Below are 15,244 nucleotides of genomic sequence, written 5' to 3'. Positions count from 1 at the left end.
CAGTTACTCCAACGTATAGCCCACGCGCAGGCCGCCCCAGTGCTTGCGGCCGACGAAGATCGGCGCGGACAGATCGAACATGATCTGCCCGGTGTCGCGGCGATAGACCTGCAGGCGGTACGGGTCGGTATGCGCGCCGACACTGCGGCCGACACGGTCGGTGAACTTGCGCTTGGTGCGGTTGCCGACCAGGTCGCGCTTGGCATCGCCGGTCAGCGGCTGGGTGAAGCGCAGGTTGTGGGTGGGCACATAGCCGTCGGGATTGGCACAGATCGCAAAGACGATCCACGCGTGCGCATCCAGTAACGGTTCCTGCAAGGCAGGCAGAATCTGATCACAGACGCCATCGAACGCCGTGCTGAACTTGGCCGGCTCCACACCCGGAATGGGCGTATAGATGCGCGCGAACAAGGCCGCTTCGTCGATCTGCCCGCGCGCGATGGCCTGCGCCAGTGCAGTGCCGATCTTGCCCGCCGTAGCGACAGCAAGTTCCTTGACCCGCGCGTGCCGGGGCACCTGCAATGGATCGGGCGGCAGGCGGAACAGTCCCACGCAGTCGCGCAGCGTTTCGGTGCCGCGCTCCAGCGCTTCGCTGCGTTCGGCCACATGCGCGGCATGCTGCAGATTGCTGCGCCCCAGCGCCACTACGCCCTCCACGGCGCTTTCGATGCCACGGATCTCGCCGTCCTGCGCCTGGATGCGACCGGCCACTGCGGTCATCGCGCCACTGGCACGCCCGAGCAGGCCGGTGATGCCGTCGAGCACGGCTTCGGTGCCGCGCGCGGAAGCGGCGCCTTCGCCGATGGCTGCGCTGGTTTCGGCCAGGATTGCGCGCACATCGCGCGCAGCCGCCGCAGCGCGTTCGGCCAGGCGGCGGATTTCGGTGGCGACCACCGCAAAGCCGCGTCCGGCATCGCCAGCGTGTGCGGCCTCGATGCTCGCGTTGATGGAAAGGATGTTGGTCTGGAAGGCGACCGAGTCGATGACTTCGATGACTTCGCCTGCGCGTGCGGCGCGCCGTTCCACTTCCTGCATCGCCTGGCCCAGCGCACGCGCCGCGGCCATGCCCTGGCGCGCGCTTTCATCCGCGCTACCGGCCAGCGTGATCACCTGCGCCAGCTCGGCGTTGACGTCATGCAGGTTGGTCGCCAGCCGTTCCACTGCGATGCGCGCACCATCGAGCGCCTCGGTCTGCGCCTGCGACTGGCACACCATTTCATCGTTCTCGGCCACCAGCGGCGGCACTTCGGCGGCGATCTGTACCGACAAGGCCACCGCCTGGCGGATCGCTTCGGCCAGATTGCCGAAACCCGCCTGTAGCCGGCGGCCCATCTCGGTCTCGGCCAGGCCAGCAGGAAGCAACAGTTCCAGCTCGCAGCCGGCCAGCGCCTGCGCGGTGCGTTCGAGCACCGTGCGGTCCTCGTGCTCGGCCTGCAGCCGGGCCACCAGCGGTTGCAGCAGTGGCGAGATCGGCACCGGGCGGCTGTCTTCGGCCAGACGTGTGGCCTCGCGCAGCAAGGTGGCGGTTTCCACGTGCGGCAAGGACAGCAGCCAGCCGCCATGCACGCGGTCGCGCGTGTAGCGCACGCGGCGCGCCGGGTCATCGCCCGGAGCGGCCCACACGCCTTCTTCGCCGACCAGATCGGCTGCGTTCAAGCCCCAGAGCAGCGTGGCGGGCGCGCCCTGCAGCTCGGCGCCGGTGATGCCCAGCACATCGAGCCCGGCGCGATTGCAGGCCACCAGGCATGCCTCGGCCGAAAGCCGCAACAAGGCGACCGGTGCATCGGGAAGCAGGGCTGCCGGCGCATGCGCCGGCAGATCGGACTGTTGCATCGAATTCATGGGATTCCTCCGAATCCATCGAACACGTTAGCGGCGCGCGCGGCGTGGAATTGAGCGCGCATCATCGCGTGCAGCCGCTCAGTAACCGGCGGCCTGCCCGTCCTTGCGGCTCTCCGAGGCGCCGTAGTACACGCCGCTGACCGGATCACGCGCAATCGCCTGGTAGCCGCCATAAGGTCCGTCGGCAAAGATCACCCGGTGACCTTTGCGCATCAGCCCGCGGATGGTGTCGTAGGAGAAGCCAGTCTCCAGATTGACTTCGCCGCCATCGCTCATCGCCGTGGCCTGGCCGGTGGGCTCGGTGGAGCCTTCATGCTGGATGCGCGGTGCATCGCCGGCTTCCTGCAGATTCATATGGAAGTCCACCAGGTTCATCACGATCTGCACATGCCCCTGTGGCTGCATCGCCCCGCCCATCACCCCAAAGCTCAGCCATGGCTTACCGTCTTTGGTGACGAACGCCGGGATGATGGTCTGGAACGGGCGCTTGCCCGGGGCGTAGCCGTTGGGGTGGTCCTTCTTCAGCACGAACATCTCGCCGCGATCCTGCAGGATGAAGCCCAGTCCCGGCGGCGCCATGCCGCTGCCCATGCCACGGTAGTTGGACTGGATCAGCGAAACCATCATTCCGTCGGCATCGGCCACGGTCATGTAGATGGTATCGCCCTCCTCCAGCTGCTTGGGCGTGCCCGGCTGCGCTTCCTTCAAGGCCTTGTCCATCGAGATCAGCGCGCGGCGCTGCGCGGCATAGTCTTTGGAAATCAGCTTGGCCAGCGGCGCCGGCTGGAAGGCCGGGTCGGCATAGAAGCGTGCGCGGTCGGCAAAGGCCAGCTTCTTGGCCTCGGTGAACAGGTGCACATGCTCGGTCGAGCCGAAGCCGATCTTGGAAAAATCGTAGCCTTCCAGGATATTGAGCATCTGCAACGCGGCGATACCCTGGCTGTTGGGCGGCAGTTCCCACACGTCATAGCCGCGGTAATTGGTGCTGACCGGCTCGACCCATTCGCCCTGGTGGCTGGCCAGATCCTCATAGCTCAGAAAGCCGCCATTGGCCTTGAAGTAGGCACCGATGGTGCGCGCAATCTCGCCCTTATAGAACGCGTCGCGCCCGCCATCGGCGATCTGCTGCAAGGTATTGGCCAGGTTCGGGTTCTTCCACAGTTCGCCCTTGCGCGGGGCATGCCCGTCGAGGGTGAACTGCTCCTTGAAGCCGGGGTACTGCGACAACCGCGGCACGGAGCGGTCCCAGTAATAAGCGATCGTCTCGGCAACCGGGTGTCCCTCACGCGCGTAGCGGATCGCCGGCGCCAGGTCCTGCGCCATCGGCTTGCGGCCAAAACGGCCGTGCAACGCGAACCAGCCGTCCACCGCGCCCGGCACCGACACCGGCAGCGGCCCGGTCGGCGGAATGTCCTTCAACCCCCGGCGCTGGAACTCGGCCAGTGTGAGCGACTTCGGCGAGCGGCCCGATCCGTTGTAGCCGTAGAGCTTGTTGGTCTTGGGGTCCCACACGATCGCAAACAGATCCCCGCCCACCCCGTTACCGGTCGGCTCCATCAGGCCCAGTGCGGCATTGGCAGCGATCGCAGCATCCACCGCCGAGCCGCCGTCCTTCATCACATCCAGTGCGATCTGCGTGGCCAGCGGCTGCGAGGTCGCGGCCATGGCATGCGGGGCGATCACTTCCGAGCGGGTGGCGAAAGGTTGCCCGGTGATGCGGTCGGCCGCACCAGACGGTGGCGCGAGCAACGCCAGAGCAGACACCAACAAGGCAGGTACGCAACGCATGGCAGGAGCCCCCAGGAGCACATCAATGATGAGTTGCCAACGATACCAGTGCACCAGCGCGCCACGTCCAGACCGCAGCAACCGGGCGCAAAAGCCGCGCAATTGGTGACGCCGGTTGCCGCCGCGTGCCGCGCGTCGCTGCGGTTTCAGCGGTAACCATGCTGCTGTGGCGCGGCTTTGCGCGCGCCACTTCGCACGATGACCGAAGTTTCAGCCGCAAGGGTTGACACCCCCGCAGCGGCGGTGGTTATCTCAGATCCATGCCGAACCGCACCGCCACCTTGAACGCTTCACTGCCCGCGCCCATCGGCGCGCCGGCGTCGCTTCTCGTGCTCGTACTTATTACCTCGCCAACCGGTGCGGGACGCGGCTTCGTGTAGGCAACAGACACACAAGGCTTCGATCAGACCCCGCACCGGCAACGGCGCGGGGTTTCGCGTTTCAGGGACCACCAAAAGTTTCGAATGACATGAACAACGCCATCTCCACCACCGCAGAGTGCGTCACAAATGCCGCAACACGCGGCGCGGTGCATTCCTGCATGGACGACGCCGTTGTGATTCCCCGCTTTGTTCGGCCAGTACGTATCTCCACTGCCGGCTGATTCCTTTCCCACTGCCCACACCGCAAGGATTTTCAATGAGCAACGACACCCAACCGACCATCGCGATCATCGGCTACGGCAGCCAGGGCCGCGCGCATGCGCTGAACCTGCGCGATTCCGGCTTCGACGTCACCGTTGGCCTGCGCCCCGGTGGCCCGACCGAAGCCAAGGCCCAGGCCGATGGCTTCACCGTCGTTGCGCCGGCCGAAGCGGTAAAGACCGCTGATCTGGTCGCGGTGCTGACCCCGGACATGGTGCAGAAGAAGCTCTACGAAGAGGTCATTGCGCCGAACATGAAGCAGGGCGCCTGCCTGCTGTTCGCGCACGGCTTGAACGTGCATTTCGACATGATCAAGCCGCGCGCGGATCTGGACGTGGTGTTGGTCGCGCCGAAGGGCCCGGGCGCACTGGTACGTCGCGAATATGAAATCGGCCGCGGCGTGCCGTGCATCTATGCGGTCTACCAGGACACCAGTGGCAAGGCCGAGCAGTTCGCGCTCACGTACGCTGGCGGCCTGGGCGGCGCGCGCGCCAACATCATCAAGACCACCTTCAAGGAAGAGACCGAAACCGATCTGTTCGGCGAGCAGGCGGTGCTGTGCGGTGGTGCGTCCTCGCTGGTGCAGGCCGGTTTCGAAGTGCTGGTGGAAGCTGGTTATCAGCCGGAAATCGCCTATTACGAAGTGCTGCACGAACTGAAGCTGATCGTGGACCTGTTCTACGAAGGCGGCATCACCCGCATGCTGGAATTCGTCTCCGAAACCGCGCAGTACGGCGACTACGTCAGCGGTCCGCGCGTCATCGATGCCAGCACCAAGGCACGCATGAAAGATGTGCTGACCGACATCCAGAACGGCACCTTCACCAAGAACTGGGTGGCCGAATACGAAGCCGGCCTGCCGAACTACACCAAGTTCAAGCAGGCCGATCTGGAGCATCCGATCGAAGAAGTGGGCAAGAAATTGCGCGCCAAGATGGTATGGCTCAATGGTGAGCAGCAGGCCACCGCTACACCTGCCAAGCAACAAGCGGCGTAACGCCGCCGCCTCCCCCACCGTTTAACCGAAAGGTCCGCACAACGCATGAACACCTCCGCACACAGCAAGCCCCGCAATGGCGCGCGCTGGCTGACGCAGGCCCTGGAAGCCGAGGGCGTGGAAACGCTGTTCGGCTATCCGGGCGGCACCATCATGCCGTTCTACGACGCCCTGGTGGATTCCAAGCTCAAGCACATCCTGGTGCGTCACGAACAAGGTGCCGCATTGGCGGCCAACGGGTTCGCCCGTGCCAGTGGCCGTGTCGGCGTGTGCGTGGCCACCTCCGGCCCGGGCGCGTCCAACCTGGTCACCGGCATTGCCGACGCCATGCTCGACTCGGTGCCGATGGTGTGCCTGACCGGCCAGGTCGCCACGCCGTTGCTGGGCACCGATGCGTTCCAGGAACTGGACGTGTTCGGCATGACCATGCCGATCGTCAAGCACAGCTTTCTGGTGCGCAGCGTGGATGAGTTGCCGGAGATGGTGCGCGAGGCGTTTCGGATTGCACGCGAAGGGCGTCCCGGGCCGGTGCTGATCGACCTGCCCAAGGACGTGCAGATTGCCGATGCCTCGCATCTGCCCGACCACGTGCCGGCGCAGGTGCTGCCTCCGCCGGCGCCGCAGGACGCCAAATTGGCCGAAGCGTTGGCGGCGATCGCCAGCGCCGAACGCCCGGTGGTCTACGGCGGTGGCGGCATTGCGCTGGCGGGTGCGGTGGAGGCTTTCCGCCGCTTCGTGGAAGCCACCGGCATGCCGACCGCGCTGACCTTGCGCGGCCTGGGCGCCTTGCCGCACGCCCATCCGGACTACCTGGGCATGTTGGGCATGCATGGCACGCGCGCGGCGAACATGGCCATCCAGGAATGCGATCTGCTGGTGGTGGTCGGCGCCCGGTTCGACGACCGCGCCACCGGCAAACTGAGCGAATTTGCACCATTTGCGCGCGTCATCCACCTGGATGCCGACGCGTATGAAATTTCCAAGCTGCGCACCGCCGATGTGGCGGTGCCCGGCGATGTAGCCACCAGCCTGAAGGCGTTGAGCGCGGCACGTGCCAATTGCCAGGCCTGGCGCACGCGGTGTTTTGCCAACCGTGAAAAGTTCGGCGCGCGCTATGACGCACCGGGCACCGATATCTACGCACCGGCGCTGCTGAAGCGCCTGAGCGAAGTGGCCCCGGCCGACACCATCATTGCCTGCGATGTCGGCCAGCATCAGATGTGGGTTGCGCAGCATTGCCGCTTCAACGACCCACGCAACCATCTCACCAGCGGCGCGCTCGGCACCATGGGCTTCGGCCTGCCGGCGGCGATGGGCGCGCAGTTCGCCTGCCCGGACCGCACCGTGGTGCTGGTCTCCGGCGATGGCAGCTTCATGATGAATGTGCAGGAACTGGTGACGATTGCGCGTTGCAAATTGCCGGTGAAGATCGTGCTGCTGGATAACAGCTCGCTGGGCATGGTGCGGCAGTGGCAGGAACTGTTCTTCGCCGAGCGCTACAGCGAGATCGACCTCTCCGACAACCCGGATTTCGCCGCATTGGCGCAGGTATTCGGCATCCCGGCCAAGCGCATCATTGCGCGCGGCGATGTGGACGCCGCGCTGGCCGAGTTGCTGGCGCAGCCCGGCCCGGGCCTGCTGCATGTGGCCATCGATGCACGCGCCAACGTGTGGCCGCTGGTGCCGCCCAACAACGCCAACAGCACCATGCTGGACAGCAATCCCGCACATGCGGCCAAGGAGACCCCTCATGCGTTACCGGCTTGATCTGGTGCTGAAGCCGGCCGAAGGCGCGCTGGTGCGCGTGATCGGCATGACCGAACGGCGTGGCTTCCGCCCGTGCGCCATCCAGGGCGCCGCCGCGCCGGACGATGCCGGCCGCTGGCATCTGCAACTGGACGTGGACAGCACGCGCCCGCCGGAAACGCTGCGCCTGCAGTTGGAAAAAGTGTACGACTGCGAGTCGGTGGCGATCACGGCCTTGGACTCGGTGGAGGCGGCCGCATGAGCCTGCAGACCTCGCGGGATGACCAGATGGCTGTTCGGAGGTGTCTTCTTCCGGATCGGCCGCGCGCGTGCCGCAATGCCTGATTCCGGCCGCCCGACCACGCAGGAGCCAGACGTAGGCGAGGTCGCCGTCAGCGTAGCCGACGTGCTGGCCGCGCAGGCACGCCTGCGCAAGTACCTCTCGCCCACACCACTGCATTACGCCGAACGCTTCGGCGTGTGGCTGAAGCTGGAAAATCTGCAGCGCACCGGCTCCTACAAGGTACGTGGCGCATTGAATGCGCTGCTGGCCGGACTGGAGCGCGGCGATGAGCGCCCGGTCATCTGCGCCTCGGCCGGCAACCATGCCCAGGGCGTGGCGTGGTCGGCGTATCGGTTGGGCGTGCAGGCCATCACGGTGATGCCGCACGGTGCGCCGCAGACCAAGATCGCCGGCGTGGCGCACTGGGGCGCCACGGTGCGCCAGCACGGCAACAGTTACGACGAAGCCTTCGCCTTTGCGCGCGAGCTGGCCGACCAGAACGGCTATCGCTTTCTGTCTGCGTTCGACGACCCGGATGTGATCGCCGGACAAGGCACGGTGGGTATCGAGTTGGCCGCGCATGCACCGGATGTGGTGATCGTGCCGATCGGCGGCGGTGGCCTGGCCTCCGGCGTGGCGTTGGCGCTGAAGTCACAGGGCGTACGCATCGTCGGCGCGCAGGTGGAAGGCGTGGACTCCATGGCTCGCGCCGTGCGCGGCGACCTACGCGAAATCACCCCGGTCGCCACCCTGGCCGATGGCGTGAAGGTCAAGATTCCCGGCTTCCTGACCCGTCGTCTGTGCTCGAGCCTGCTCGACGACGTGGTGATCGTGCGCGAGGCCGAATTGCGCGAGACGCTGGTGCGTCTGGCACTGGAAGAACACGTCATTGCCGAAGGCGCCGGCGCACTCGCGCTGGCCGCCGGTCGCCGTGTTTCCGGCAAACGTAAATGTGCGGTGGTCTCTGGCGGTAATATCGACGCGACTGTCCTGGCCACCCTGTTATCCGAGGTGCGGCCGCGTCCGCCACGCAAGCCGCGCCGTCGCAATACCGAGCGGCTCCGCAACGAACGCAGCACCAAAGCATCACCGCCATCCATTGCTATTCCCCGCCCATCCGCAGTCGCATCAACGCCTGTCACCGCCATCGCAGTAGAGGAGTCTTCCTGGTGAACACGACCGTATCCAACCAGACCCCGCATATCCGAATTTTCGACACCACCCTGCGCGACGGCGAGCAATCCCCCGGCTGCAGCATGACGCCCCAACAAAAGCTGGTCATGGCGCGCGCGCTGGACGCGCTTGGCGTGGACATCATCGAAACCGGTTTCCCGGCCAGCTCGTATTCCGACCGCGAAGCGGTGGCGATGATGGGCCGCGAATTGCGCCGCCCCACCCTGGCGGTGCTGTCGCGCTGCCTGCAGGCCGATATCGAGATCTCTGCCCGTGCACTGGAAGCGGCCGCCAACCCGCGCCTGCATGTGTTCCTGTCCACCAGCCCGCTGCACCGCGAGCACAAGCTGCGCATGAGCCGCGAGCAGGTGCTGGAATCGGTGCACAAGCACGTGACGCTGGCACGCGGCTACATCGACGACATCGAATTCTCGGCTGAAGATGCCACGCGCACCGAAGAAGATTTCCTGGCCGAAGTGACACGCGTGGCCATCGCCGCCGGTGCGACCACGATCAACCTGCCGGACACGGTGGGTTTCACCACGCCGGAAGAAATCCGCGGCATGTTCTCGCGACTGATCGCCAGCGTCGAAGGCGCCGAGAAGGTGATCTTCAGCGCGCACTGCCACAACGACCTGGGCCTGGCGGTTGCCAACTCGCTGGCCGCAATCGAAGGCGGCGCACGCCAGGTGGAATGCACCATCAACGGCATTGGCGAACGCGCCGGTAATTGCGCGCTGGAAGAAATCACCATGGCCCTGAAGGTGCGTGGTGCGTTCTACAACCTGGACACCGCGATCAATACGCCGCGCATCGTTTCCACTTCGCAGCTGTTGCAGCGTTTAGTTGGCATGCCGGTACAGCGCAACAAGGCGGTGGTGGGCGGCAACGCGTTCGCGCATGAATCGGGCATCCACCAGCATGGCATGCTGCGTCACCGCGGCACTTACGAAATCATGCGCCCGGAAGATGTGGGCTGGGAGTCGTCGCAGATGGTGCTGGGCCGCCACAGCGGCCGCGCGGCAGTGGAACAGCGCCTGCGTGCGCTGGGTTACCTGCTGGAGGAAGATGAGGCCAAGCTGGTGTTCGAACAGTTCAAGGCATTGTGTGAAAAGCAGCGTGTCGTCGCCGACGCAGACCTGCAAGCCTTGATGCAGGACGCCACCGTGCAGGAAGGCTACCGCCTGGCCTCGATGACCATCAGCGATGTCGGCAGCCGCGCCAATGCACTGGTCGAACTGTCCGACCCAGACGGCAATCGCGTCGCAGAAACAGCGCAAGGCAATGGCCCGGTGGACGCGCTATTCGGTGCGCTGGCATCGGCCACCGGGGTAAAGCTGGAATTGGACAGCTACCAGGTGCACAGCGTAGGCATCGGCGCCGATGCCCGTGGCGAAGCCAGCCTGAGCGTGCGCCACGACGGCGTGGAATACGAAGGCACCGGCACCAGCAAGGACATCATCGAGGCCAGTGCCCTGGCCTGGCTCGATGTTGCCAACCGCCTGCTGCGTCAGCGCGAGCGTGGCGTGGTGGCGGGGAAGACGGCGGCGGTGGCGTAACGCGCGGTTTGGGTACAGCGTCGGCGACACGATGACGTCAGTAAAACGGCCAGCGAGTCATACGCTGGCCGTTTTGCGTTTGTGCTTCCGCTAGTTTTTGGGTGCTCAAGGAGGGTGATGACGCTAGCTCGCAGCGGCGAGTGGATTCTTTGCCACAGCAACCAGCATGTTCGCGCATAGCGCCTGCGGACAACATGTGCTGTGCTTCGGCGCACTGCTTGCGGTGGGAGAAGGCCATCACGGGCCATTCCCTTGCGTTTCGTAGGAGCGCACCTGTGCGCGATGGGATTGATGGGAAGGCTTCATCGCGCACAAGTGCGCTCCTACGAGGTCATGGTTTCTGCATGGCTGTGCATAACCGATCAGCAAAGGCGCTCGCAGCCCCGTGGTGCATTTCGCGGTCAGCGTGGCGGAGAAATGTTGCTGATCATTAAGGCGTGCCTGCAGCGCGACGTGCTGACCTGCCACGATTGCTGGAGAGGCGAACAGGCCACTATCGGCCATCCACGTATGCGGCATGGGGCACCTGGACCTAGCGTTTTGCAGGAGTGCACTTGTGCGCGATGGGATTGATGGGAAGGCTTCATCGCGCACAAGTGCGCTCCTACGTAGACATGGCTTCGTCATTATTTGCGCAGCCGAGCGGCACAGGTGCATCTCTGCACGCGGCGCACTGCATTTTTGCCTCGAAATAGCGTGAGCAGAAGCTACACAAGCAGCCCTTCGCTCTTCGTTCCTCGCTCTTCGCTCTTCGCCCGGACAGCGCGATAACGACAGAGCGGCGGTGGGTCTGGCGGCGGGACCATGTGGCGGCATGGATGCCGCCACTGAGCCTCCATGGACGGATTCACGGCGTGTCCCGGGGCCGGACCCACCGCCGCGCACACGGCCAACGTGCAGTGCAAGTGCACCATACGTACACAACTACACACGCAAGCACTTGCACTTGCACTTGCACTTGCACTCGTATCGTGAGACGCAGACAAGAAAGCGGCCACCGCCCCAACGAACGATGGCCGCCTCTCTAATCAAAAGCCCTCAGCAAAGCCAACAAGGGCGGCTCGCCGTGGACACTGAAGACCAAGCCGAATTGGCCCGCAAGCCGTTACAGCGCAGCCACCACCGCATCACCCATCGCAGCCGTGCCCACCTTGGTGGTGCCTTCCGACCAGATGTCGGCCGTGCGCAGTCCCTGATCGAGCACCTTGCCAACAGCTGCCTCAATCGCATCCGCCGCTGCTCCCTGGGCGAAGGTGTAACGCAACATCATGGCGACCGACAGAATCGTGGCCAACGGGTTGGCAATGCCCTGCCCGGCAATATCCGGTGCAGAGCCGTGGCAGGGCTCATACATGCCCTTGCTGTTGGCATCGAGCGAAGCCGAGGGCAGCATGCCGATGGACCCGGTGAGCATCGAGGCCTGGTCGGAGAGGATGTCGCCGAACATGTTGTCGGTGACGATCACATCGAACTGCTTGGGCGCGCGCACCAGCTGCATCGCCGCGTTGTCCACGTACATATGCGACAACGCGATATCTGGATAGTCCTTGGCCACCTCTTCGACCACGGCGCGCCACAGCTGGCTGGACGCCAGCACATTGGCCTTGTCGACCGAGCACAACTTCTTGCCGCGCAGGCGGGCCATCTCGAAACCGGCCTTGGCGATGCGGCGGATTTCGCTTTCGCTGTAAGGCAACGTGTCGTAGGCCTGGCGCTCGCCATTGTCCAGCGTGCGCGTGCCGCGCGGCTGGCCGAAGTAAATGCCACCGGTAAGCTCGCGCAGGATCAGCAGATCCAATCCGGACACCACCTCGGGCTTGAGCGTGGAGGCATCGGCCAGCTGCGGATACAGCAACGCGGGGCGCAGGTTGGCAAACAGGCCGAGTTGCGAACGGATCTTCAGCAAGCCGCGTTCCGGACGCAGTGCCGGATCGATGGTGTCCCACTGCGGGCCACCGACCGCGCCCAACAGCACGGCATCGGCAGCGCGCGCACGCTCCAGCGTTTCGTCGGCCAGCGGGCTGCCGTATTTGTCGTATGCGGCGCCGCCCAGTTCGTCGTACACCAGGGTGACGCCAAGAGTGTGCTGGGTATCGATACGCGTCAGCACCTTGACCGCTTCGGCCATGATTTCCGGGCCGATGCCGTCGCCGGGAAGAATCAGAATCTGCTTGCTCATGCAATCCTCGTGAGTTGGCGCCGCGGCGCCATGAAAATCAACGTGTCGCCCACAGCACCAGCACATCGGTGCTGAAAGAACCATCGGCGCCAATCTGGAAGTAATCGCGCACGTCATCCACCGCCGTGTCCTGCAGCGCGCGAATGGCTGCGCGCAGCACCTCCGGCGTACGCATGCGATCGACCCAGGTCAGGTAATCCAGCTGCAGGCGTTGGCAATGATGACGCTGTACGTGCAGGCCAGCATCGCCCACCACCTGCAGCCACTGCGCCACGCTGTAGTCGCGCACATGGCTGGTGTCGCGCAGTAACTCGATCGCCTGCAGATGCGTATCGAGCAGCGGCAGCCCTGGTGCCACCACGTCGATCAGTGCGGCGATTCCGCCGGGGCGCAGCACCCGCCGCACCTCACGCAGTGCCTGGCCCAGGTCACTCCAGTGGTGCGCCGAATACCGGCTGACCACCACGTCCATACTGCCGGACTCGAACGGCAGCCGCTCGGCGACGCCCTGCAAGGTACGCACCTGGATCAGGCCGCAGTCGGCGGCGGTGGCCGCCACGACTTCAAGCATGTCGGCGGATAGATCGTAGGCGACCACCTCATCCATCAACGGCGCCAGCTGAAAACTCACATGCTCGGCGCCACAGCCCAGGTCGAGCAAGCGCCCGTTGCGATGACCTGCCAGGCCCGCGCGAAGTTCAGCGAATTCGGCGCCCTGTGCATGCACCTCGCTCTGCAGATACGCCTGCGCCTGCGGCCCGAACTGCGCCGCAACGTGCGTGCTCAACGCGTCAATCCCGCTGAATGGCGACGCAGCGCTCACTGCAGCGCGCCGAACAACCACGGCTGTTGCGCGCGATGCCCTTGCTCGAAGCGGCCAATCGCGTCGGCGTCCTGCAAGGTCAGGCCGATATCGTCGAGCCCATTGAGCAGGCAGTGCTTGCGGAATGCATCGATCTCGAACGCGTACTCCACACCATCGGGCCGGCGCACGCGCTGCGCGGCCAGATCGACGGTGAGTTGGTAGCCTTCATTCCCCAGGCACTGCTCGAACAAGGCATCCATTTCCGCCTCTGCCAGCACGATCGGCAGCAGGCCGTTCTTGAAACTGTTGTTGTAGAAGATGTCTGCAAAACTCGGCGCAATCACTGCGCGGAAGCCGTATTCGTCCAGTGCCCACGGCGCATGTTCGCGCGAAGAGCCGCAGCCGAAGTTCTCGCGTGCCAGCAGCACGCTGGCGCCCTGGTAACGCGGAAAATTGAGCACGAACTCCTGGTTGAGCGGGCGCGTGCTGTTGTCGCGGCCCGGCTCGCCGATGTCCAAATAGCGCCACTCATCGAACAGATTTGGGCCGAAACCGGTGCGCTTGATCGACTTGAGGAATTGCTTGGGAATGATCTGGTCGGTATCGACGTTGGCACGATCCAGCGGCGCGACCAGTCCGGTGTGTTGGGTAAAAGGGGTCATCGGAATACCGGGAATTGGGAGTAGAGAATGGTGTGGCAGGGTGGAGGCGGGAGGTGGCGATTCCCTATTCCCGAGTCTCGATTCCCTGCAACTCACGCACATCGACAAAGTGCCCGCTCACCGCCGCAGCCGCAGCCATCGCCGGGCTGACCAGATGCGTGCGCCCACCGGCGCCCTGGCGCCCTTCAAAGTTGCGATTGGACGTGGACGCGCAATGTTCACCGCTGCCCAACTTGTCCGGGTTCATCGCCAGACACATCGAGCACCCGGGCTCGCGCCACTCGAAACCGGCATCCAGAAAAATCTTGTCCAGCCCTTCGGCCTCGGCCTGTGCCTTGACCAGTCCCGAGCCCGGCACCACCAGGGCCTGCTTGATGGTGGAGGCCACCTTGCGGCCTTTGGCAACCGCCGCGGCAGCGCGCAGGTCTTCGATGCGCGAGTTGGTGCATGAGCCGATGAACACGCGGTCCAGATGGATCTCGGTGATCGGCTGGTTTGCCCGCAAGCCCATGTATTTGAGTGCGCGCTGGATCGAATCGCGTTTGGTCGGGTCCTGCTCGGCCGCCGGGTCGGGCACCTGCTGGTCGATTGCCACCACCATCTCCGGTGAGGTACCCCAGCTGACCTGCGGCTTGATGTCTTCGGCACGCAGTTCCACCACGATGTCGAAGGACGCATCGGCGTCGGACACCAGCGTGCGCCACAGCGCCACGGCCGCGTCCCAATCCGCGCCCTTCGGCGCGAACGGGCGACCCTTGACGTAGGCGATGGTCTTTTCGTCCACCGCCACCATGCCCACGCGCGCACCGGCTTCGATGGACATGTTGCAGATGGTCATGCGGCCTTCCATCGACAGCGCGCGGATCGCACTGCCGGCAAATTCCAGCGCATGCCCGTTACCACCGGCCGTGCCGATCTTGCCGATCACTGCCAGCACGATGTCCTTGGCGGTGACTCCGAACGGCAGCGTGCCTTCCACGCGCACCTGCAGGTTCTTCATCTTCTTGGCGATCAGGCATTGGGTGGCCAGCACATGCTCCACTTCAGAGGTACCGATGCCATGCGCCAGCGCGCCGAACGCGCCATGCGTGGAAGTGTGCGAATCGCCGCAGACCACCGTCATGCCCGGCAGCGTGGCGCCCTGCTCGGGGCCGACCACGTGCACGATGCCCTGGCGCGTGTCGTTCATCTTGAACTCAAGGATGCCGAAGTCGTCGCAGTTCTCGTCCAATGTCTGCACCTGCAGACGCGAGACTTCATCGGAGATGGACTCCAGCCCGCCCTGGCGCTCGGCACGGGTGGTGGGCACGTTGTGGTCGGGCGTGGCGATGTTGGCATCGATGCGCCACGGCTTGCGCCCGGCAAGACGCAGGCCTTCGAAGGCTTGCGGCGAGGTCACTTCGTGCAGGATGTGGCGGTCGATGTAGATCAGCGACGAGCCATCGTCACGGCGCGTGACCTCGTGCATCTCCCACAACTTGTCGTACAGGGTCTTTGCAGTCATCGCTTGAGATTCCGATGCGGTGGCGGACGGCGGATGCACCGCCTGGCTGAGTCCGATGCTAG

11 protein-coding genes are annotated in these 15,244 nt (G+C 64.9%); 5 read left to right on the top strand and 6 right to left on the bottom strand.

All coding sequences use genetic code 11. The features are described 5' to 3' along the window. Positions 1-3: 3 nt before the first annotated feature. Both ACCQ09_RS04250 and ggt read right to left on the bottom strand, forming a co-directional pair. Positions 4-1,842: a methyl-accepting chemotaxis protein gene (locus ACCQ09_RS04250; RefSeq protein WP_228427740.1), complete on the bottom strand. Its 1,839-nt coding sequence runs from the start codon at positions 1,840-1,842 to the stop codon at positions 4-6. A gap of 78 nt (positions 1,843-1,920) precedes the next feature. Further along, complete coding sequence (ggt, locus tag ACCQ09_RS04245) at positions 1,921-3,630, bottom strand: gamma-glutamyltransferase (protein ID WP_228427744.1); 1,710 nt, start codon at positions 3,628-3,630, stop codon at positions 1,921-1,923. A gap of 639 nt (positions 3,631-4,269) precedes the next feature. Here ggt and ilvC point away from each other — a divergent pair. The 5 genes from ilvC (at position 4,270) to ACCQ09_RS04220 (ending at position 10,032) form a co-directional block, all read left to right on the top strand. Next, positions 4,270-5,271, top strand: a complete 1,002-nt coding sequence (gene ilvC, locus ACCQ09_RS04240) for a ketol-acid reductoisomerase (protein WP_070689794.1) — start codon at positions 4,270-4,272, stop codon at positions 5,269-5,271. A gap of 45 nt (positions 5,272-5,316) precedes the next feature. Beyond that, a complete protein-coding gene (gene ilvG, locus ACCQ09_RS04235) occupies positions 5,317-7,038 on the top strand; it encodes an acetolactate synthase 2 catalytic subunit (protein WP_116901866.1) in 1,722 nt (573 codons plus the stop codon). Continuing rightward, entirely contained in the window at positions 7,022-7,279 is a 258-nt protein-coding gene (locus tag ACCQ09_RS04230) for an ACT domain-containing protein (protein WP_011038424.1), read from the top strand. The genes ilvG and ACCQ09_RS04230 overlap by 17 nt, the downstream gene beginning before the upstream one ends. 75 nt (positions 7,280-7,354) lie before the next feature. Next, complete coding sequence (locus tag ACCQ09_RS04225) at positions 7,355-8,473, top strand: threonine dehydratase (RefSeq protein ID WP_011038425.1); 1,119 nt, start codon at positions 7,355-7,357, stop codon at positions 8,471-8,473. Further along, a complete protein-coding gene (locus tag ACCQ09_RS04220; protein WP_228427746.1) occupies positions 8,470-10,032 on the top strand; it encodes a 2-isopropylmalate synthase in 1,563 nt (520 codons plus the stop codon). Before ACCQ09_RS04225 ends, ACCQ09_RS04220 begins: the two co-directional genes overlap by 4 nt. A gap of 1,105 nt (positions 10,033-11,137) precedes the next feature. On the opposite strand, the gene leuB is transcribed toward ACCQ09_RS04220, so the two are convergent. The 4 genes from leuB to leuC form a co-directional block, all read right to left on the bottom strand. Further along, positions 11,138-12,211: a 3-isopropylmalate dehydrogenase gene (gene leuB / locus ACCQ09_RS04215; protein ID WP_050911280.1), complete on the bottom strand. Its 1,074-nt coding sequence runs from the start codon at positions 12,209-12,211 to the stop codon at positions 11,138-11,140. Positions 12,212-12,248: 37 nt separating this feature from the next. Continuing rightward, entirely contained in the window at positions 12,249-12,998 is a 750-nt protein-coding gene (locus ACCQ09_RS04210) for a class I SAM-dependent methyltransferase (protein ID WP_228427748.1), read from the bottom strand. 32 nt (positions 12,999-13,030) lie between these two features. Further along, complete coding sequence (leuD, locus tag ACCQ09_RS04205) at positions 13,031-13,678, bottom strand: 3-isopropylmalate dehydratase small subunit (protein WP_011038429.1); 648 nt, start codon at positions 13,676-13,678, stop codon at positions 13,031-13,033. 64 nt (positions 13,679-13,742) lie between these two features. Continuing rightward, complete coding sequence (gene leuC, locus ACCQ09_RS04200; RefSeq protein ID WP_016944422.1) at positions 13,743-15,182, bottom strand: 3-isopropylmalate dehydratase large subunit; 1,440 nt, start codon at positions 15,180-15,182, stop codon at positions 13,743-13,745. Between the last annotated feature and the right edge of the window lie 62 nt (positions 15,183-15,244).

It is taken from the genome of Xanthomonas sp. NCPPB 2586 (assembly GCF_041475775.2).
GTDB classification, from domain to species: Bacteria; Pseudomonadota; Gammaproteobacteria; order Xanthomonadales; family Xanthomonadaceae; genus Xanthomonas; species Xanthomonas campestris.
Note: the sequence above shows the minus strand (reverse complement) of the source record. Positions and strands in the feature narration are given on the sequence as shown.

What these genes read in the sequence shown, in the direction of transcription:
- ACCQ09_RS04250 (WP_228427740.1), bottom strand. Translation starts at nt 1,842, where the DNA reads ATGAATTCGATGCAACAGTCCGATCTGCCGGCGCATGCGCCGGCAGCC.
- ggt (WP_228427744.1), bottom strand. Translation starts at nt 3,630, where the DNA reads ATGCGTTGCGTACCTGCCTTGTTGGTGTCTGCTCTGGCGTTGCTCGCG.
- ilvC (WP_070689794.1), top strand. Translation starts at nt 4,270, where the DNA reads ATGAGCAACGACACCCAACCGACCATCGCGATCATCGGCTACGGCAGC.
- ilvG (WP_116901866.1), top strand. Translation starts at nt 5,317, where the DNA reads ATGAACACCTCCGCACACAGCAAGCCCCGCAATGGCGCGCGCTGGCTG.
- ACCQ09_RS04230 (WP_011038424.1), top strand. Translation starts at nt 7,022, where the DNA reads ATGCGTTACCGGCTTGATCTGGTGCTGAAGCCGGCCGAAGGCGCGCTG.
- ACCQ09_RS04225 (WP_011038425.1), top strand. Translation starts at nt 7,355, where the DNA reads ATGCCTGATTCCGGCCGCCCGACCACGCAGGAGCCAGACGTAGGCGAG.
- leuB (WP_050911280.1), bottom strand. Translation starts at nt 12,211, where the DNA reads ATGAGCAAGCAGATTCTGATTCTTCCCGGCGACGGCATCGGCCCGGAA.
- leuD (WP_011038429.1), bottom strand. Translation starts at nt 13,678, where the DNA reads ATGACCCCTTTTACCCAACACACCGGACTGGTCGCGCCGCTGGATCGT.
- leuC (WP_016944422.1), bottom strand. Translation starts at nt 15,182, where the DNA reads ATGACTGCAAAGACCCTGTACGACAAGTTGTGGGAGATGCACGAGGTC.